Genomic DNA, 18,838 nt, shown 5'->3' on the forward strand with positions numbered 1-18,838 from the left:
AGCAGGAGCAGGAGCAGGAGCAGGAGCAGGAGCAGGAGCAGGAGCAGGAGCAGGAGCAGGAGCAGGAGCAGGAGCAGGGTGGTCTTTTGCCGGTGTGTTGGTTCGTAAAGCTTCTAAGTGGTCGGGGTTGTAGTTAAGCCGATTACTGAGATTTGCCCAGGAGTAGCTCTTGCCCAATTGCGAAGCTTTGAAAGCTATGCCTGTGTATTCGAAAGAGAAGCCGTTCATTTTACCGGTAGAGGCAATATTGGCCTTCCAGGATACTTCAGCTTCTTCCAGACGTTTTGTGAAAGTCAAAAGGTCCGGCTTATCAGATAAACTTTTATCAATAATCTGCTGTAAAGCTTCTTTTGGTGAAGGCTCCCCGGTTCGTTCTGAAAGCATCTGTTCATTACGGGAAACTTTTCTTCGCTTCTGTTGCTTTGGTGTAATGGAAGGGGCTGGCTTGGTCACTGTCAGACCGTGAGCGATTTCGAGTTCACTAATGATCCGTGTGCTGATAAGGTTTTCATTCCTACCCAAGTAGAGCTTACCTCCATTGAGGTCTATGCGACTTGCGATAATGTGTATGTGCTGACCAGCCGGATCGTCATGAAGCACATAGCAACGGAGATGAGTATCACTGAACCCCATCCTATTCATATAGTCGTCAGCTATGGTTACCCATTGGTCAACCGATAATGATTCACTATCAGGTAAGCGAAGCGAGTTGTGCCATACCGGTTTCTGGACATCTGGCCGAAGATTCTTACTGCTATCGAATTCAGCAATGAGTTCAAGAGCGGAGCCACCCAGCATATTGCCCCCGATTACGACTGGATCGCTTTTATGATGTGCTCCCGGTTGCAATGCATAACGAACAACACCAGCGAAGCTCTTACCCCTTTTTATCTTCTGCATACTCTTCATAGGGTTTGCTCCATATGTCAGCATTTAGCAGGTGCTGGCGAAGCTCTTGCAGTTGTCGCTTCACAGCGAAAAGTTCTGTATGAGTAAGCTGGCTATCTTTACTCTTACTGTCGATATGGAGAGCAATACGGTTTAGCTTCTGATTGATCTCACCCAGAGTCTTCCATGTATCGATGTTTACAGTAGGCACGATAGTGGGGAGTTTCTGAAGTGAAGCTATTCTTAACCATTGGCCTTTAGACGTAGGACCGCGTTTAGCGTTGAGCAGTTGAAGTTCTGTGTCATTAAGCCGAACACTTACACAATGAGTTCTAAGTGTTTGTGGAATTAGGCTGGTAAAATTTGAAGATTCATTTGATAAAGGTGTGATGTTATTAGCAATGCAAGACATTGTTGTTTGTTTATCCATATAAAGTCCTTTTCATATTGATAGGTATATGCTTTTATATAAGATGGATAGTAATTGTCAATAGTTTGAGATGAAGAATTCTATATTTTTGAAATCATTTTTATTCGGTAAGTTCTTTTTTTTCTGGCTTAGGGAAAAATCACAATGCAAATATATTTGATTTGTTTCTGGGAGGAGTAATGAGTAGTTCTATGTTTAAGGATTTTGGTAGTTATAAAATGGATGGATTCCATCTAACAATCAATACAGATAACTCTATAAAAACATTTACTCCGGAGGAGAATCAAACTCTTGTCCATGAGTATACACATTTCTTGCAAAGTATTTCGACTGTATATGGTTGGTATCGTATTAGTAATCTGGCGATTATTACACAACATTTAGTTAATGGCATATATCAAAAAGATGATGGGGTTGTTAGGCGATTTCCTTTTTTTAATCCTTCCGGGAAAGATGGGGAGTTAATTGAAAGTGCTATGTCTCTTAATACTATGCTCGAAGGAAGTAACGGTGAAGAGAATCACATTAAAAAAATAAATCAATCCCCCGGATTTTATGTTGTACAAGACGTGAAAGCTGAATGCTTTAGCAAGCACCCTGATTTTGATGAAGATATAATGGAGCTACCTGCGGGGGCAACATTATCAAAAAACATTAGAGTTACATATCTTTTTGACCCAACTGGTCAGAGGAAAGACAATCCTAATAAAATTGATGTTATGCTTGGTGCGGTTTGCATTTATGAATTTATGGCATATGCGATAGAAAAACATGTTGCAGAAAAAAATGTTGATCTACCACAGATACCATATTACGTCGCAAGAGATGTTGCCAGATTCATTTTAGAGTGTGATGTTGATGATAGAATCATCGCTTCATTATGTGAATTTGCTCTACAAAGTCGAAGCCCAGGTGAAACATACTATAATTTACTGATAGGGCTTAAAAAACAAAAGATTGATTACAATCTTTTGAATCCCGATATAATGACGCAGTGTTTTAAGGCAGATTATATTGTCAAGGAAGAAGGTGGCGATGTAAGTTATAGTCCAATCGAATTATTAAACAAGTATGCTGATGAAACATTAGAAGAATATAAAGTGTTATTCTCAAACCTTAATGATTATAAAGGGGTTTCTGATATTATTTCACATTTAAATAATGTGGTTAAAGAGCATAGAGGAAAAGACTTATTTATGATTTCGAAGCTTCTCTATCTAACGCCAGAAGAGGCAGTGACAAATATTATTGAAAAAATGAGACTCATTGGTATCCCACCAATTTTTAATAATTCAGGTTATATCGGCCATGCTATATCTGATAATAACCATGACCGTTATTATCTATTTATACCCATGCTAAGTGAGTTTGTTGACTTTACTGTAAAAGGTAATTTTCGATGTAATCTCATTGGTACTTGCGAAAAGTACTCACCAGAGGTAGTAAACGATAATTGTCATTCAAACGTATATCTCAAGGGGAAGGATAATATTCTATGTGGTGTCGGGCAGATCATAAAAATGTGGAAGCTTAACGATTATAAATTTGAACAATGATCGTCGAATGACCTTTCCTTTTCAAACCAAAGGGTGAAAAGCAAGGCTACCTATGGAAGCGGAGCTTCTATAGGTTAGCCCTTGCTTAACAATAGATTAGCTAATGCATCTGTATTTACTGTCGGATGAGATATTCGCTGCTCTTTGTCCAGAGTTGCTACTTGATTTGAACGAACAACAAACTTCAAACGACCGTCTTTATCTTTAAATACTTCTATTTTTTTTTCAATCGCAAAGTCATCTTTCACCCTACACCTCCCATTAGAACTATTTGCACATAAATAATACACCTAAATTGCTTGGGAGTCAATAACCAACCAGCGATTATTGCTCGCATAATGCTGTCTTAAATTTTTGATTCAAGTTCCTCTATTTTTAACAACAGCCAATAGCAACTTGCAACGATACTCAAAAGTGGTCTACAGAATTCATAAAATAAATGAGGGTTATTTCTGAGCATATTATAATCTGAACTATATATATTTAAAACGGCTACAACTTTATAACCAGATACTGTTTCGTTTCCATCTTCAACTATGCTTATTTTCTCTCCACACGGTAAGCTAAGTAGACTACGACCAGTCTTGTCTTTTAAATAATAATCAAAGATTCCTTCTGCTTGTGCAGGTTTTATATATCGATGCTGATTTTGATATATCCAATCTGAGAATTCATTGAGAACATTGCTACTATATTGAAACTGCCCATCCTTAAATGCTTGAGGTGCCCCAGGTATGACTTGTGGGTTCAAAGACTCATCTAATGAAACTGGCAGAAGAAAACCTGTATATTGGTCATCTATGTTATAGAGTAATTTACCGTCATGTTTATCTGATGAGGCGGCTACGAGCAAGATACCGGATACTTCTTCTGAGGCACTTTTAGCGTTTGTTGCATTGAAAAAATGTTTGTTACGCTCCCATTCATTAATAATGATAGTATCAGTCCTTTCAGATTTGGAAAGATAAAACATTATATTGCAGTTATAGCTTTCTATAGGCTTTACGTCCCATACTGCTGCAAAGTTTCTAATAAGGAAAATTACCTCTTTAAGCGTGTCAGATATTTTTTCTTTATCAATGTCACCGTTTAAATTGCTGTTTAAGATATCTATCTTTGATAAAAATTTCGATTGGTAGTAACTTATTATAAACGTATCTGGTTTTCTTTTATTATCCTCATTGATTTTTTCTTGATTCTTTTTTTCAATGCTTTGTGCTATGAAGTCTGCAATGGATTTCATAAATGAAATGCCGATTGTTATTAAAACAATATTTTTTGTCGTTAAAGATAACATCGACCATACTTTTGTCAAAGTGTTAAAATCAAAATGTGCTAAAGTGTTTATCTTACCTGACAATGCAATACTGATATCAGCTCCAAGCAAAGCACCTGCAATTAACTGTAAGAATATAATTAAAAAAGAGCTTGTTGGGTTTGAAATTATTTTAATCATAAAGAATGTTGTAATATATATTGGCTTTAAAATTGATGGTAGAGATCTTATTAATTGGTATCTGTAAGATCTGCTTCTGATTTTTTGGAAAAAGGATTTCTTCTTTGCTAATTCCACGATAACCTCTTATATCTATAGTGAGTTTTTTATAGAGAGTGTTTGAAATCATATAAGCATAATAGTCTTCGGTATGAAGTGCTATTTTTATCCTCAAAATTCACTAAGAAAGCCTTTACATCTTCAGTTTTTATTTTGTTTTGATAATAACTATTGAATATGCAATCATCTTTTTTTGAAAAAGATAATGTCTTGTCTTCAATTATTTCTGAAATGGTACTGTGAGTATTGTTGCAATTATTAGCAGAGGTTCTTTCAAAATGATCTGCAAGCTTTCTTCTTTGTTGATCTTTGTATAATTCAATATTGTCTAATTCAGGGCAAATTTCACTGAATGCGAAGATAGGAAAGAATTGGGAACTTTGTATTTTCTGTTTATTTAGCAATATAATTAATTGTTTATTTGCTTCTTCTACGATCTTGAAATAATCTTGCATCATTTCAGGCTTGGTTTGGAACTCATACTTGACTCGTTTATGAGAACCTACGGCTAATACCATTTGTCCATTTTTTAACTGGTCTAAATCTTCTGTGATTTTTACTTCAATTTCACCACCGCTTTTTATTTCATTCCAGACCTTTTGAACTTTTCTAATATCCATTGCTGAAACTGGTAATATTAAGTCTGATAAACTTTTATATATAGAGGCGTAATCGTCGGTCTTGATTTTATTTATTCTTATAGTGGTAGCATTCCCTATGTATATATCGTGTTCAGATATGGCAGTAGATCGTGAATCTTTTTCATATTCCACAAGTAAAAAATTACTTCTAATTTTATTGGCTATATCTGAGTTAGTAGGTACATAGGAAAAAATAGTCTTTAGAATTTGCTGTATATTTCTGTCACTAATGCTGTATCCAATAAAGATAACAGGATTATGAATAAATAGTGAGAGTAATTGTGCTCTAATTAGTTCATATTTGTTATCGAAATAGTCATAATCTTGTTCTGTAATCGTTAGTTCGTAAGGGGCTGACACACAACCATGTATTTTATAGACAGAACCATAAGGATTACTTAAAAGTATGCTATTGCCTATTAGTGGTTCAAATTCAAAGAGTTGCTCAATCAATAAATCATAGTTCGTTGTGATGATTGATCCGATATTTTTTCTCATCTTGATGAGTTCAGCTATCTCTTCGCTTTTTTCTTCTTTTAATTCTACAGTTGATAATAGCTGAGTAATATATATTTTAAATCTACTTAAATTAATTCCTTTATCCATCTCTTTATAGAAAATATCATTTATTTCTTTAAATTTTCCATTTCTATCGTTAGACAAAGTTTCATTGAATTTTCTTTCTATATCACTGGCGATTTTATCATATTTATATTCACCATTGATTTGACATTTTGATTTAATATCAAGATATGTTTCTTTATCACCAGTGAGTTCGAAACAAATATGTGAGAGTAAGCCATTCCAATCATAGGAATTAGAGAGATATCGCAAGCTAAACCCAGTTCCGATGAAGAGCACTGGATGATTTCGATACTTTGCTATGAATTCATTAATTTCCATATCTCACCATAACTTGTTGATTTTATGTGCTTTAATGTGTTACTGTTGACGTATTAAAGTATATCTAACATACATTATTATTCTTTATGCCAGTTGTCTAGCATATAGTGATAACTCTTTAAGCCAGAAAGTTGTCTGTTCGCGCTTTGTCCGTAGTACATGTGCATACTAACATGTATTAGATTTTTCATTATACGTTTGGTGTAATTAATGCTGAAAATTAACAAATGTCCACTTTGCCGTAAAAATAAAGAACTTGTCCAGAGCCATTTGATTTCTAAGTTTGTTTATAAAATTATTCGCGAATGTCAGCCATATGAGAAAATAAACGATTGTTCTCCAATGATTGTTGATAGCCGTTTAGGTCTTCTACAGAAATCAACACGTCAAGAAAAACAAATTCTCCTTTGTTCTGCATGTGAAGAGTTATTTTCTGAAAAAGAAACTGCGATGGCGAAAATTATTCGTGAACTGCAAAGAACAGATGTGAGGCAGAAAAAAATATTAGCATACCAAAAAGAACTCTGTAGCAAATTAAATGATCAAGACATTCTTTATTTTACAGATGAAAAAGTCTCTGCAATTAAATATTTTGCTATGTTGAATTTATTTAGAAATATAGTGTGCGAGAGAGTGCCTCGCATAGTAAGAAAAGAGTTAATTAAGATTAGAAAATATCTTCTACGCGAATCTGATTATTCTGTGCCATTAATCATTCATGTTAACGACAGTGATTTTTTTGCCATTGCCACAACTCCATTCAAAATTGATTCTGATAATTGTTACCATTATATTTTTTTAATTCCTGAGTTTTTATTTCATTTCTTCTTTTGTATGCCACAACTAAATTTGCAGTTTAATGACATAATGATTATGCCAGAACATCTTTCTTCAAAAGAAGAGGTGGAAATTCATCTTAGGAACTCAACGAAAGACATTCGCATTGCTAATAATGCAAAGAAATATATAAAATGATTAGCTTTTGATGGACGTCGAGTGACTTGACAAACAAGTACACATTGGTTATTTTTTGAGGCATTTAATAGCGTAATGAAAAGAAATGTCCTCTAATCCAGTTTTTGTTTTCAAATAAAAACATCTGGTGCCGTGTAGTGATCTACCTGCTGTGATTCCTATACATTCATTCTTACTTTTTTCTTCCCACTCATCGTGGTTTTTAAATAATTCGATCAAAAAATTATAATCACTAATGCTCACTTCTTGATGGTCTTTGGTTTTGTTTAAAATGCTTTGTGCCTGACTGATTATATCTTTCTTAGTAGCATAAATAGTATTATTGATAGTATATGGCATATTTTTTCCTATTGTTATATAACACCAATTCTCTTACCTAATTAGGCATGAGATATTAAATTATAACATATTTAATTGATAATGCTTTCTGAACTCAGATTTTTGAAGGTTGAAAATGTTCTTCAGTTCTATTATTGTAAATAATAAAAACTTATCCTTAACAGAACAGTATGGAATTGCTAAAAAATTCTATAATCATAAATTAATTCACTGAAGTTTTGACTGCTAAAATTACTTCAGTGAATTAATTATGAATGGAAATTTGCTTTGTGGTTATTTCTGTTTTTGCTTTTGATAGTCTCTTTGATGTTGAAGAATCAATTCGAATTCTCTAACTTCTGCAACTATATGAGTTACATGATGTGTAGTATCTATTGATACCCAATTCGTAGTATTACCAACAAATTCTTCATTGGCACATTCATAAATCTTTTTATCACCCCAGCTAAATTTCTCACCTTTATAATGGGAGGATGAAACCAGTATCTTACACAAATCTTGCATTTGTGCTCCCTTTTTACCGGTAGCACGAGAATAGCCTCTTACAACGAAAAGGCTATCATCTATAGTATATCTAATCTTACCATTAGCATCAGGTGCAATGATGTCATCTCCGATAGAGGGATTAACGATACCATAATCTCCAAATACTAAATTTAAATCGGGTTGGAATTTTTTGAATGCTTTCCATACCTTAGCTTCTTTACGGATAACTATACCTTCTGAATTGTGGGTAGGAACCATTCCATTAATATCACTTGTTATTGAGCTTCCTGCAATTGAAATAAATTTAAAATTATACTTGTATAATGAATCCAGTGCTCTCTGTACTGTTTCATTTAGGTCAACTATGGATGTTTTGGTTATATCTTCTAAATCTATCATTACCGAGCAATTTTCTGGCATTGCACCCAACGAGGTTAAAATGCCTTCTATTGTTTCAATAAACGGTTCCTCTTCGATCATATCTTCAAATGCAAAAGAGTTTAACCGAATTACAAAGTCAGTATAGCTTGTACCTAATTGTTGCAAAGTAGTTGCATACTCATCATCTTCCCATCGATCATAACCGACGACAGGAATGATATTGCACCCAGCATTTCTTAAGGCACTGGTGAGATGACTCAAAATATGCTCTCCTGTTTCAAGAGAAGAGTTTGGAGGCCATCTGCTTATATCAATCCCCATGGGGAGATTTTGCATCCTTTCGGACAATGTTTTAATTGTATTGTTTAGAAAAAACTCAACTGGATTACCTATGTTAGAGTATTTTTTATTTGTCCTCTGCTTTTTCGACAGATATGGGATTTCAAAAATCGGAAGCATGTCCCTCATAACGTGGGGATAAGGAAGCATAGACTTAATGGCATCTAACTCACCTTTCTTAGCTTTTAAAATCGGCATATATTTAGGGTACATATAGACACCTCATCTACCAAATATGATTAGGGAAATGCTTTCTTACTTCACCTTGACCAACTAAATCAGAAAATTGATTGTATTTTCCGGTTTCTCTTCTAATTCTTCCTGCTATTATTGCAGGATGAATTCTTAATTCTCTTGAAAGCTCATCTATCGTGATTGTGCTGGGATTTAAGTAAGCTGAACTCCGTTTCCAAATGACGCGAGGAATGAGAGTATCTCTGGCTATTCGATTAGCCTCTGCTTCCATTTTGTCTGTACTATTCTTGAGTGTTTCAATGTCATCTATAAATGTGTTAGTAGAATCTGCATGTTTCCAGATATGGACTAACTCATGTAAAAGTGTAAACCAGAAATTATCCAAACGATCTTGTCTTAAAGTGAGTGCAATAATTGGTCTACCGTCAATATCCCTCAGAGCAGCCCCATCAACAGCAGTCCCAGTAAGACAAGGTTCAATGATCACACAAATCCCATTTTTTTCTAAGAACTCCACCGCTAATAGAGGCCCATATTCGGACCAACTTAAATGTGCGACCTCTTTTAAAAAATCTTTAGTTATGCAATCTTGCTTAAATTTAGTTGCGAGTTTTTTTTCCCTGGCTTTCTGGACTACTCTTGCAATCCATGCATGTAATTTATAAACAGTTGTAGGTGAGTAAGACTCTCCGTTAAGTGTTCGCTTGAAGGCTGCTGTAGAAAAATTCGCCCCCAAACCCTCAATGAAATTTTTGACTTTTTCTTCTGTTGTCGTTTTTGTTTGCGAGACAATGTTTTCAATCCAACCTTTAGAAAGCATTTCTTTTATAGGAAATTTTGACCAATTAACCTCCTCAACTGGAGAACGATTTGCATATCCAGTTTCTGTTTCTAAGCCCAATAACGTTTGAGGAGACATACCCAAACCTATTGATAGGGCTTTGATCATAGCAACGGTTAAAGGACGTTTTCCCGATAACACCTCTGATACACGACTTTTTGTTCCAAAATATGGGGTCAGATCCGCTTGGCGTAAGCCCTGTTCGTCCATTCGGAATTTGATTGCCTCGATTGGATCTACCGGTGTTACTGGATAGTTAGCATTTTCATAATTTTCAATAACAACCGTAAGTAAATCAAGACGTTCTGATTCTTCAGATCCTGCAGGAAGATCCAATCTGAGTAATCTCTCAACTTCTGTAAGGGCCGCATGATATTGTTCTTCAGTTCGAATAACCCGAACTTCAGTAAGTTTACTCATTTAGATACCACCTGGTTAATCACCGCAATGCTCCTTTCAAACTGAAATGTTACTTTTATGCCCTGCGATTTAATGCCTCGAACAAAGAACACATAGCACAAATTATCAATCTGCTGTGCTCTGGGGAAAGCATCTAAAACTCCCTTAGCATCTTTCCAGTAAGCGTTAGTGAGCTCTGCAACCCAAGCGGAAAGCCAAACATCCGTTTCAGGGTTAGTACCACATAGCACTTGAAGCCTTTGCTTGCCGATTAGTCGCATTGATGTTCTCCATTTGGGAACCAGAATAAGTGTGGTGATTCTGAATGTCAATACAATGTTCCCATAAGTGGAACTTGTCGCCTCCAGTTCTCATCTCTTTATGGCTACATAACTCTAAGAATCAATGGAAAGCTCTTTAATAAGAATAAAAATATGATTTAGATCAAATGTATATCGGCATGACGGGATGCTTATAGTGGGGCGGCTTAGGCCGCAATCACTTTTAGCTTTTGAGCCTGAACATAGTCACTCCACCACTGCATGAGAACCACTCGTTCTGCGAGATAATCTGCGCGATTATATGCGGCAATTATTTCATCTTTCTTCGAGTGGGCAAGGGCGGCTTCTAAGACATCAGTCCTAAACTGTCCAGACTCCTCAGCAGCCGTTCTAGCGACGGATCGCATACCGTGGGCTACAAGCTCACCTCCGAAGCCCATACGGATTATGGCCGCATTAGCTGTTTGTTCATGCATATGGTTAAGAGGAGCCTTTATGCTTGGAAACACCCATTCACGATGCCCACTTATCGCTTTCATTGACTCCAGGACTCTCAAAGCTTCTTTGCTTAGTGGAACTTTGTGAGGCTTCTTCATTTTCATAAACTCAGCCGGGATGTTCCACATTGAGTTATCGATATCTATATCAGCCCATCTTGTGCGAACAGCTTCACCAGGACGAACCCAGGTCAGTAACTGCCATTCAATCAGCAATCGTGTCTCCAAACGAACAGAGGCATTGTTTAACACCAATAGGAAGCGGGGTAACTCGGAAGGGGGTAATGCAGGCATATTCTGCTTTTTAGGCTTACTGAACCGTTGCCCAAGGTTGTCAGCCGGATTGAATTCGATAAGTTCCTCAGTTGCTGCATAACGGAAAATTTCATTTAATCGGGAAATGATTCGCCGTAAAGTTTCGAGGACTCCTCGTTGCTCAATAGGGTCAAGATGTTGCTTTAAGAGTTTAGGTCGGATCTCATTGATAGGAACATTACCCAAGCCGGGAAAGATATTTCTCTCCAGGCTTCGCCAGATATCTTCTGCATGGTCTTGTGAGATACCTGATGTCTTTACCTTCTCATCTAACCATTTCCTTGCCACGGCTTGGAGAGTGTGTTCAGTAGCATTCTTTAAGGCATTAGCTTTATCGTTGTTATGGATTTGAGGATCAATGCCATTGGCAAGCAAGGAAAGGTATTCATCTCGTAAGGCTCTGGCTCTTGCCAGTGTAAGGTGAGGATAGGTCCCAAGGCTCATTTTGGTTCTTTTCTTACTCACTGGGACCGCATATCTGAAATACCAATTCTTCTTCCCTCCTTTTGTGAGAGGAGCGATTCGCAGGATCAAACCATCACCGTCAAACAAGTTGATTTCTTTATCGGCTGGCTTCGTGCTTTTGATTTCAGTGTCAGTGAGCTTCTTAGCGATTTTTGCCATTTTGGGACCCTCGATTTTTGGACCCTTCGTTGAGGGTCCCATTCAGGGTGCCATAAGTGATAGTTCTCAGCAATTCTCACTAGACTACAATAGACGTAAAAAAGCCCGCAAGGCTGGTTCCATGCGGGCTTAGTAGACTTTACTGAACTTCAGTACATCATTATTTGGTGGAGCTGGCGGGAGTTGAACCCGCGTCCGAAATTCCTACATACCATTTTTAGTATAGTAAAAACAGTGAATTGCGTTTAAAAACAGTTGGTTAGTGTTATTCAGTATTCGTCAGTTTTACGCGTTTTTAATGCCCTGCCGCCAAAATGCCGCCATAAATTAGCGTTTCCAATTGAGGTTGTGAAGCGGGTTTTTTGTCACTGCGTCTTCGAGGTGGTCAGGGGCAAAGTGAGCGTAAACCATCGTCATTTTTATATCTGCGTGGCCCAGAATATCGCGCAGTACCAGTATGTTTCCGCCGTTCATCATAAAGTGGCTGGCGAAGGTATGGCGCAGCACGTGGGTGCATTGGCCTTCTGGTAGCTCAATACCAGCTCTTTTTACTGCACGCTCAAAAGCTTTTCTGCATGGCGTGAATAGCTTCCCTCTGTTTTTGGGGAGTTCGTCATACAGATCCTGAGATATTGGCACGGTACGGTTTTTCTTGCCCTTCGTCTTGGTATAAGTGATGCGGTATTTTGATAGCTGATGGCCCTGCAGGTTTTCAGCTTCACTCCATCGGGCGCCAGTTGCCAGGCATACTTTTGCAATCATCAGCAAACTGGGACTCTGAGAATCAGCACAGGCATCCAGTAGACGTTTAATTTCTTCCGGTGCCAGGAACGCCAGTTCGCCCTCTGCGATTTTGAATGTTGGCAGCCCAGCGAGCGGGTTGGGTGCTGACCAGTGGCCCAGCTTTTTCAGTGTGCCAAAAACAGATGATAGGTTACGTTGTTCAAGGTTTACCGTACGGGGCTTAACTGGCGACATAAGCACGCCATCTTCATTTTTTACTTCACCTTTTAACCGTGCTTCCCTGTATTTCGTAAAATCGCCTGCGGTTAACTCTGAGGCAATGGGATCGCCCAAGCCATTACAAATAATGCTGAGTTTTGCCATCAGGCGTTTGGGGTCTGCCAGCGTCTGCCCATAAAGTGAATGCCACTGATCAATCACTTCTGACAAATGCCGCCGATCTTCCTTCTCCCCCAGCCACGGTTTTTTGTTCACCTCATCCATGGTGTGGTTTTCGAATGCTATGGCCTCGCCTTTAGTCGCAAATTGCTTGCGTACACGCTTGCCATCCCGTCCGTTCGGGTAGCATTCACACAACCATTTTCCGTTAGGCTGTTTTCTGATGCTCATAAGTTAGAGGCTCTTGATTATTTTTAAAGCGCGGCCCACTACCTCAATGTCGTCTAGGCTGCACTCAAAGGATGATTCGTCTTGATGCACCACTAATCTGTTTCCTGGTAGACGTGTTAACTTAACGATGCTTTTTATTCCGTCGATATCTACCAACCATATGCCATTAACTGGTGGAGTCTGGCTGCGGTCTACTAAATAAGAATCTCCAGCAGTATTAACTAACAATAGGTCGCCTGAGTCTGAGGGAAGCAGGCTGGTATCAATGATTGCTTTTCCTGCCTCAACCAATAAACCACCGTTGAGAGTTGCCTTGTCAATTTCAGGGGAAACAAGTTCTGAAAGAGGTTTAACTTTGGCGGAGTTCACGAAATTGATATCTTTTTTATAGTCAATATTTGAACCAGGCTCTCCCTGTCCGGTAGTGAGCCACAGTAACGAAACTCCCGTTTCTAAAGCACACTGAATCACCCATTCCGCCGGAAAACTATCTCTTAAGTATCTGTTTGCCATGGTGCTTTTGGATGCACCCAGGTGATCACACAGTTGTTGTCTGGACTTAAAATCGTAGGCAGCCATTAACCTATGTATAGCCTCTCTTCCCCCGGTATTCTCGCCAGCTTTCACCTGTATCATTTTTCAATCCTATTGACGTATCAAAAATTGGATCGTAGTATCTCGATGTATCAATTATTGAATCAAATAAAACAAGATAAAACGACGTAAACCAAACCTTAACCGAGAGATATTGCACTATGAGCACTGATATTTCAATTCGTGTACCAAAAGAGATGGCAACGCCTGCTGAGTTCGCGGAGTGGGAAGGTATCTCCCGTGGTTCCGTGTATCAAAAAATTCACCATGGTAAGCTTGCTAAGTACATGGTGAAGAAAGAAAAAAATAAAGGACGTGTAAGCCTGCGGTACCTGATGTACAAAACCGACCAGGTTCGTGAGTCTCTTGGTCATTCCAACTTCCGCGTCATTGTTGGTCAGTAAGTTCGATTATGAGAACTTTCTAAGGGGCTTGCATGTTTGATTATAAGATTTCCAAACATCCACACTTTGACGAAGCCTGCCGGGTTTTCGCGCTGCGTCACAATATGGCGAAGCTGGCAGAACGCGCAGGAATGAATGTCCAGACGCTGCGCAATAAGCTGAACCCGGAGCAACCGCATCAACTTACGCCGCCGGAGATCTGGCTGCTGACTGATATCACAGAAGACTCAACGCTGGTTGACGGTTTTCTGGCTCAAATCCATTGCCTGCCGTGCGTGCCATTGAATGAAGTGGCAAAAGAGAACCTGCCGCATTACGTCATGAGTGCAACTGCGGAAATTGGGCGAGTAGCTGCAGGCGCAGTATCCGGTGATGTAAAAACCAGTGCGGGCCGCCGCGATGTTATCAACAGCATCAACTCTGTCACGCGCCTGATGGCACTCACCGCAGTTTCATTACATGCGCGTTTGCAGGCGAATCCGGCGATGGCAAGCGCAGTAGATACCGTGACGGGCCTCGGCGCTTCGTTCGGTCTGATCTGAGGTGGTTATGCTGACTAAAGAACCATCTTTTGCATCACTTCTCGTTAAGCAAAGTCCTGCAATGCACTGCGGTCATGGCTGGATTATGGGCAAGGATGGCAAACGCTGGCACCCGTGTCGCTCTCAGGATGAACTGCTGGCTGACCTGTCCACAACCAAACAGGGGAAATCATGGCTATTGAAGGCGCTACGGCGACTGTTCCATTAAGCCCCGGTGAACGCCTGGACGGACTAAACCATATTGCGGAATTGAGGGCTAAAGTGTTTGGTCTGAATATTGAGCCGGAGCTTGAAAGGTTTATTAAAGATATGCGCGATCCACGCGACGTAAATAATAAACAGAATGAGCGGGCACTGGCAGCCATTTTTTATATGGCAAAAATTCCGGCAGAACGTCACGGCGTCAATATTAGTGATCTGACTACTGACGAAAAGCGGGAATTGGTTAAAGCAATGAATCATTTTCGTGCAGTGGTGAGCTTATTTCCGAAACGGCTAACCATGCCGAATTAATCCACAACAGAAATTAATGGCGTAAACCCGCCGGGCTTCTTATTGCCCAAATTCAGGAGAAACAACAATGCGAAATATTGAAACCCGAATCACCAAAACAGGACCAGATGATGCTGGCCTTAACCAGATGCTGACTGATGCACGCATGGAAGAACGCCGGGCACGTGCCGCGGCAATGGCAGCTCGTCTTGATAGCCTGGCTTGCCATATCACGTCACGCCAGCTTAACCACGTTGAAGCGGCGGAGCTGCTGCGTATTGCGGCTGAAAACATTCAGAAAGAAGCGCAGGAGATCCACTGATGACTGATTCAATGGACCTTGTACAACAGCGCGTTGAAGAAGAACTCCAGCGCCACATCCACACCGCCCGCAACAGAACGCCGGGCGTTTCCCGTGTGCTTTGCATTGATTGCGATGCACCGATCCCGCCAGCTCGCCGCCGCGCTATTCCGGGCGTGCAGTGTTGCGTCACCTGTCAGGAAATCGCAGAGCTGAAAGGCAAACATTACGTAGGGGGTGCTGTATGAGCACTATCCTGAAATGGGCGGGTAATAAAACCGCTATCATGGCAGAACTGAAAAAACACCTTCCAGCAGGCCCGCGATTGGTTGAACCTTTCGCGGGTTCCTGTGCTGTGATGATGGCGACAGACTATCCTCATTATCTTGTCGCGGATATTAATCCTGACCTGATTAGCCTTTACAGCGTCATTAAAAACGGGTCTGAATTACTAATTACTATTGCGAAAGGGTTCTTTGATAAGAATAACACTGCAGAAGATTATTACGGTATACGTAAGGAATTTAACTGTGATCGCCACTGGCCCGCAGAATGGCGCGCAGCTATGTTTCTTTATCTTAATCGCCATTGTTATCGTGGATTATGCCGCTATAACTTAGGCGGTCATTTCAATACCCCTTACGGTAATTATAAAAAACCGTATTTCCCTGAAAACGAAATACGTGCATTCGCAGAAAAAGCCCAGCGAGCAACGTTTATCTGTGCCAGCTATGACGAAACATTGGCGATGCTGCAGACTGGTGATGTTGTTTACTGCGATCCTCCATACGACGGTACATTTAGCGGTTATCACACTGCCGGTTTTACTGAGGATGATCAGTATCGTCTGGCGTCTATTCTTGAGCGCCGGTCATCGGAAGGTCATCCGGTTATCGTGTCCAACAGCGATACGTCTCTGACCCGTTCGCTTTATCGTGATTTTACTCGCCATCGTATAACCGCTAAGCGCAGCATGGGCGTGGCTGCCGGTGATAGTAAAACTGCAGTAGAAATCATCGCCACAAAATCAGCATGCTGGTTTGGTGTTGATTTGGCGTCTGGTCCTGATATCTCGGTGGAAACTGAGGTGCGGGCGTGGCAGTGAGTAAATTCACATTACATAATGCACCAACCACCGGCGGTTCGAATGAGGCCGCCGTGGTCTTTCCATGGAATACCCCAAAAAAAGCGGTTAACCCGTATCTGGACCCGGCGGAAGTTGCGCCGGAGTCTGCGCTTTCAAACCTGATCGCTCTTTACGCTGCGGATAACGAGCAGGAGCAGTTGCGCCGTGAGACGCTGAGCGATGAGGTCTGGGAACGCTATTTCTTCAATGAATCCCGTGATCCTGTCCAGCGTGAAATAGAGCAGGATCGGCTGATTAGCCATGCCAAAACGGCGCGTGAGCAGCAGCGTTTTAATCCCGATCTGGTCATTATTGCCGACGTGGGCGCCCAACCGGCGCATATCAGCAAGCCGCTACTTGAACGGATTAAATATTTCCATAGCCTGGGCAGAGCAAAAGCTTATTCCCGCTACCTGCGCGAAACAATCAGGCCGTGTCTTGAGCGGCTGGAGCGCGTGCGTGACAGCCAGGTGTCTGCGTCTTTCCGGTTCATGGCGAGCCACGACGGGCTGGAGGGGCTGCTGGTACTCCCTGAAATGAATCAGGATCAGGTCAAACGCCTATCCACGCTGGTTGCGGCACATATGAGCATGTGTCTTGATGCGGCCTGCGGTGATCTGTTTGTCAGTGACGATGTTAAACCAGAAGAAATCCGCCAGGCATGGGAAAGGGTTGCTGCAGAAGCCATGCGCCTTGAGGTCATCCCGCCAGCCTTTGAGCAGTTGCGCCGCAAAAAGCGCCGCCGTAAGCCGGTGCCTTATGAACTGATCCCACCGTCGCTGGCCCGTATGCTGTGCGCGGACTGGTGGTGTCGCAAATTGTGGCAGATGCGCTGCGAGTGGCGGGAGGAGCAGTTGCGCGCCGTCTGCCTGGTCAACAAGAAAGCCTCACCGTATGTCAGCTACGAAGCCGTGATCCACAAACGCGAGCAGCGCCGCAAATCGCTGGAGTTCTTCCGCTCGCATGAGCTGATCAACGAAGACGGCGACACGCTGGACATGGAAGACGTGGTGAACGCCAGCAACAGCAACCCGGCGCACCGCCGTAATGAAATGATGGCCTGTGTTAAGGGGCTGGAGCTGATCGCGGAAATGCGTGGAGACTGCGCGGTGTTTTATACCATCACCTGCCCGTCACGCTTCCACGCAACTCTCAACAACGGCAGGCCTAATCCGAAGTGGACCAGTGCCACGGTCCGGCAGAGCAGTGACTATCTGGTTGATACATTCGCCGCTTTCCGCAAGGCCATGCACAAGACCGGGCTGCGCTGGTACGGCGTCCGCGTTGCAGAGCCGCACCATGACGGCACCGTGCACTGGCATCTTCTGTGCTTTATGCGCAAAAAAGACCGTCGTTCCATCACCGCGCTGCTGCGTAAGTTTGCCATCCGTGAAGACCGCGAGGAGTTGGGCGCCAATACCGGGCCGCGCTTCAAGTCCGAGCTAATCAACCCGCGCAAGGGCACGCCGACAAGCTACATCGCCAAATACATCAGTAAGAACATCGACGGGCGCGGGCTGGCTAAAGAAATCAGCAAAGAAACCGGCAGACCACTGCGTGACAGCGCCGAGCATGTCAGCGCCTGGGCGTCGCTGCACCGTGTCCAGCAATTTCGTTTCTTTGGTATTCCGGGGCGTCAAGCATACCGCGAGCTGCGCTTGCTGGCAGGTCAGGCGGCGAGAGTACAAGGCGAACGCAAAGCGGGTGCGCCGGTACTGGATAATCCGCGTCTGGATGCGGTACTGGCAGCTGCGGATGCAGGTTGCTTTGCCACCTACATCATGAAACAGGGCGGTGTACTGGTTCCCCGCAAACATCACCTTGTCCGCACAGCTTATGAGCTTAACGACGAACCGAACGCCTACGGCGATCACGGTATCCGTATCTATGGCATCTGGTCCCCGATTGCAGAGGGCAAGATTTGCACGCACGCGATGAAGTGGAAAAAGGTTCGTAAGGCCGTTGACGTTCAGGAGGCGGCAGCCGACCAGGGCGCTTGCGCCCCTTGGACTCGTGGCAATAACTGTCCCCCTGTTGAAAATCTGAACAAATCAGGAGGTGATTTACCCGATATTAAAACCATGGATGAGAAGGAGCTGCAGGAATATCTCCACAACATGGGCCAGAAGGAACGGTGGGAGCTTACCGCCAGGTTGAGACTGGTAAAACCGAAGCGGAAAACAGTATACAAACAGAATATTTCGGAGCAGCGGCGCCTGCAGCTTAAGGCAGAACTGAGTTCCAGAGGCTTTGATGCAAGCAATGCGGAAGTGGATCTGCTTTTGCGTGGTGGTAGCATCCCATCTGGAGCAGGGTTGCGCCTGTTTTATCGGGATCAACGTTTGCAAGAAGATGATAAATGGCGGCAGTGGTACTAAGGC

The 18,838-nt window shown here is 41.8% G+C and carries 22 protein-coding genes; 10 read left to right on the forward strand and 12 right to left on the reverse strand.

Translation table 11 applies throughout. The features are described 5' to 3' along the window. Positions 1–909 (reverse strand): relaxase/mobilization nuclease domain-containing protein (locus ACLJTG_RS09090; RefSeq protein ID WP_410958942.1); only part of this gene is annotated, 909 nt, incomplete at its 3' end. Then, entirely contained in the window at positions 878–1,318 is a 441-nt protein-coding gene (locus tag ACLJTG_RS09095) for a hypothetical protein (protein WP_077958395.1), read from the reverse strand. The genes ACLJTG_RS09090 and ACLJTG_RS09095, both read right to left, overlap by 32 nt. Before the next feature lie 191 nt (positions 1,319–1,509). Here ACLJTG_RS09095 and ACLJTG_RS09100 point away from each other — a divergent pair, with 191 nt between their 5' ends. After that, a complete protein-coding gene (locus ACLJTG_RS09100; protein WP_410958943.1) occupies positions 1,510–2,874 on the forward strand; it encodes a hypothetical protein in 1,365 nt (454 codons plus the stop codon). A gap of 74 nt (positions 2,875–2,948) precedes the next feature. Here the strand turns inward: ACLJTG_RS09100 and ACLJTG_RS09105 are convergent, their stop codons facing one another. The 3 genes from ACLJTG_RS09105 to ACLJTG_RS09115 all read right to left on the reverse strand — a co-directional run bounded on the left by ACLJTG_RS09105 (position 2,949) and on the right by ACLJTG_RS09115 (position 5,973). Then, entirely contained in the window at positions 2,949–3,122 is a 174-nt protein-coding gene (locus tag ACLJTG_RS09105; RefSeq protein ID WP_023339293.1) for a hypothetical protein, read from the reverse strand. 98 nt (positions 3,123–3,220) lie between these two features. Further along, complete coding sequence (locus ACLJTG_RS09110) at positions 3,221–4,447, reverse strand: hypothetical protein (RefSeq protein WP_126327581.1); 1,227 nt, start codon at positions 4,445–4,447, stop codon at positions 3,221–3,223. A 29-nt stretch (positions 4,448–4,476) separates the two neighbouring features. After that, a complete protein-coding gene (locus tag ACLJTG_RS09115) occupies positions 4,477–5,973 on the reverse strand; it encodes an SIR2 family protein (RefSeq protein ID WP_023339291.1) in 1,497 nt (498 codons plus the stop codon). A 210-nt stretch (positions 5,974–6,183) separates the two neighbouring features. Between ACLJTG_RS09115 and ACLJTG_RS09120 the strand changes: the two genes are divergently transcribed. Beyond that, positions 6,184–6,948, forward strand: a complete 765-nt coding sequence (locus ACLJTG_RS09120; RefSeq protein WP_148661782.1) for a hypothetical protein — start codon at positions 6,184–6,186, stop codon at positions 6,946–6,948. Between the two features lie 48 nt (positions 6,949–6,996). On the opposite strand, the gene ACLJTG_RS09125 is transcribed toward ACLJTG_RS09120, so the two are convergent. The 7 genes from ACLJTG_RS09125 to ACLJTG_RS09155 form a co-directional block, all read right to left on the reverse strand. Next, positions 6,997–7,287, reverse strand: coding sequence for a DUF3223 domain-containing protein (locus tag ACLJTG_RS09125; RefSeq protein ID WP_023339289.1), 291 nt, complete (start codon positions 7,285–7,287; stop codon positions 6,997–6,999). A gap of 273 nt (positions 7,288–7,560) precedes the next feature. Next, positions 7,561–8,706 (reverse strand): beta family protein, encoded by a 1,146-nt coding sequence (locus ACLJTG_RS09130; protein WP_071054542.1) that lies wholly within the window; start codon positions 8,704–8,706, stop codon positions 7,561–7,563. Between the two features lie 13 nt (positions 8,707–8,719). Beyond that, positions 8,720–9,949 (reverse strand): ImmA/IrrE family metallo-endopeptidase, encoded by a 1,230-nt coding sequence (locus ACLJTG_RS09135; protein WP_410958944.1) that lies wholly within the window; start codon positions 9,947–9,949, stop codon positions 8,720–8,722. Continuing rightward, the gene (locus tag ACLJTG_RS09140) at positions 9,946–10,209 is read right to left on the reverse strand and encodes a type II toxin-antitoxin system HigB family toxin (protein WP_023339286.1); all 264 of its coding nucleotides are present in this window, start codon (positions 10,207–10,209) and stop codon (positions 9,946–9,948) included. The genes ACLJTG_RS09135 and ACLJTG_RS09140 overlap by 4 nt, the downstream gene beginning before the upstream one ends. A 206-nt stretch (positions 10,210–10,415) precedes the next feature. Beyond that, complete coding sequence (locus ACLJTG_RS09145; protein ID WP_410958946.1) at positions 10,416–11,645, reverse strand: integrase domain-containing protein; 1,230 nt, start codon at positions 11,643–11,645, stop codon at positions 10,416–10,418. Positions 11,646–11,972: 327 nt separating this feature from the next. Further along, a complete protein-coding gene (locus tag ACLJTG_RS09150) occupies positions 11,973–12,998 on the reverse strand; it encodes a site-specific integrase (protein ID WP_001536726.1) in 1,026 nt (341 codons plus the stop codon). A gap of 3 nt (positions 12,999–13,001) precedes the next feature. After that, a complete protein-coding gene (locus ACLJTG_RS09155) occupies positions 13,002–13,634 on the reverse strand; it encodes a phage repressor protein CI (protein ID WP_000616879.1) in 633 nt (210 codons plus the stop codon). Between the two features lie 119 nt (positions 13,635–13,753). Between ACLJTG_RS09155 and ACLJTG_RS09160 the strand changes: the two genes are divergently transcribed. From ACLJTG_RS09160 to ACLJTG_RS09195, 8 genes are all read left to right on the forward strand, one after another. After that, the gene (locus tag ACLJTG_RS09160; RefSeq protein ID WP_000102102.1) at positions 13,754–13,996 is read left to right on the forward strand and encodes a Rha family transcriptional regulator; all 243 of its coding nucleotides are present in this window, start codon (positions 13,754–13,756) and stop codon (positions 13,994–13,996) included. Positions 13,997–14,028: 32 nt separating this feature from the next. Further along, positions 14,029–14,538 (forward strand): phage regulatory CII family protein, encoded by a 510-nt coding sequence (locus ACLJTG_RS09165; protein WP_053444890.1) that lies wholly within the window; start codon positions 14,029–14,031, stop codon positions 14,536–14,538. A 7-nt stretch (positions 14,539–14,545) separates the two neighbouring features. Next, on the forward strand, positions 14,546–14,746 hold the full coding sequence (locus tag ACLJTG_RS09170; RefSeq protein WP_000956170.1) for a phage filamentation protein Fil family protein: 201 nt from the start codon (positions 14,546–14,548) through the stop codon (positions 14,744–14,746). Then, the gene (locus ACLJTG_RS09175; protein WP_000963477.1) at positions 14,710–15,051 is read left to right on the forward strand and encodes a DUF5347 domain-containing protein; all 342 of its coding nucleotides are present in this window, start codon (positions 14,710–14,712) and stop codon (positions 15,049–15,051) included. The genes ACLJTG_RS09170 and ACLJTG_RS09175 overlap by 37 nt, the downstream gene beginning before the upstream one ends. A 67-nt stretch (positions 15,052–15,118) precedes the next feature. Further along, positions 15,119–15,352 (forward strand): DUF2732 family protein, encoded by a 234-nt coding sequence (locus ACLJTG_RS09180; protein WP_001244237.1) that lies wholly within the window; start codon positions 15,119–15,121, stop codon positions 15,350–15,352. Beyond that, on the forward strand, positions 15,352–15,579 hold the full coding sequence (locus ACLJTG_RS09185; RefSeq protein WP_000132370.1) for a TraR/DksA family transcriptional regulator: 228 nt from the start codon (positions 15,352–15,354) through the stop codon (positions 15,577–15,579). Before ACLJTG_RS09180 ends, ACLJTG_RS09185 begins: the two co-directional genes overlap by 1 nt. After that, positions 15,576–16,436, forward strand: a complete 861-nt coding sequence (locus tag ACLJTG_RS09190) for a DNA adenine methylase (protein ID WP_000104124.1) — start codon at positions 15,576–15,578, stop codon at positions 16,434–16,436. The genes ACLJTG_RS09185 and ACLJTG_RS09190 overlap by 4 nt, the downstream gene beginning before the upstream one ends. Further along, on the forward strand, positions 16,427–18,835 hold the full coding sequence (locus ACLJTG_RS09195; RefSeq protein WP_410958947.1) for a replication endonuclease: 2,409 nt from the start codon (positions 16,427–16,429) through the stop codon (positions 18,833–18,835). Before ACLJTG_RS09190 ends, ACLJTG_RS09195 begins: the two co-directional genes overlap by 10 nt. Positions 18,836–18,838: the final 3 nt, after the last annotated feature.

Source organism: Salmonella sp. SAL00672 (assembly GCF_046552175.1).
Lineage (GTDB): Bacteria > Pseudomonadota > Gammaproteobacteria > Enterobacterales > Enterobacteriaceae > Salmonella > Salmonella enterica.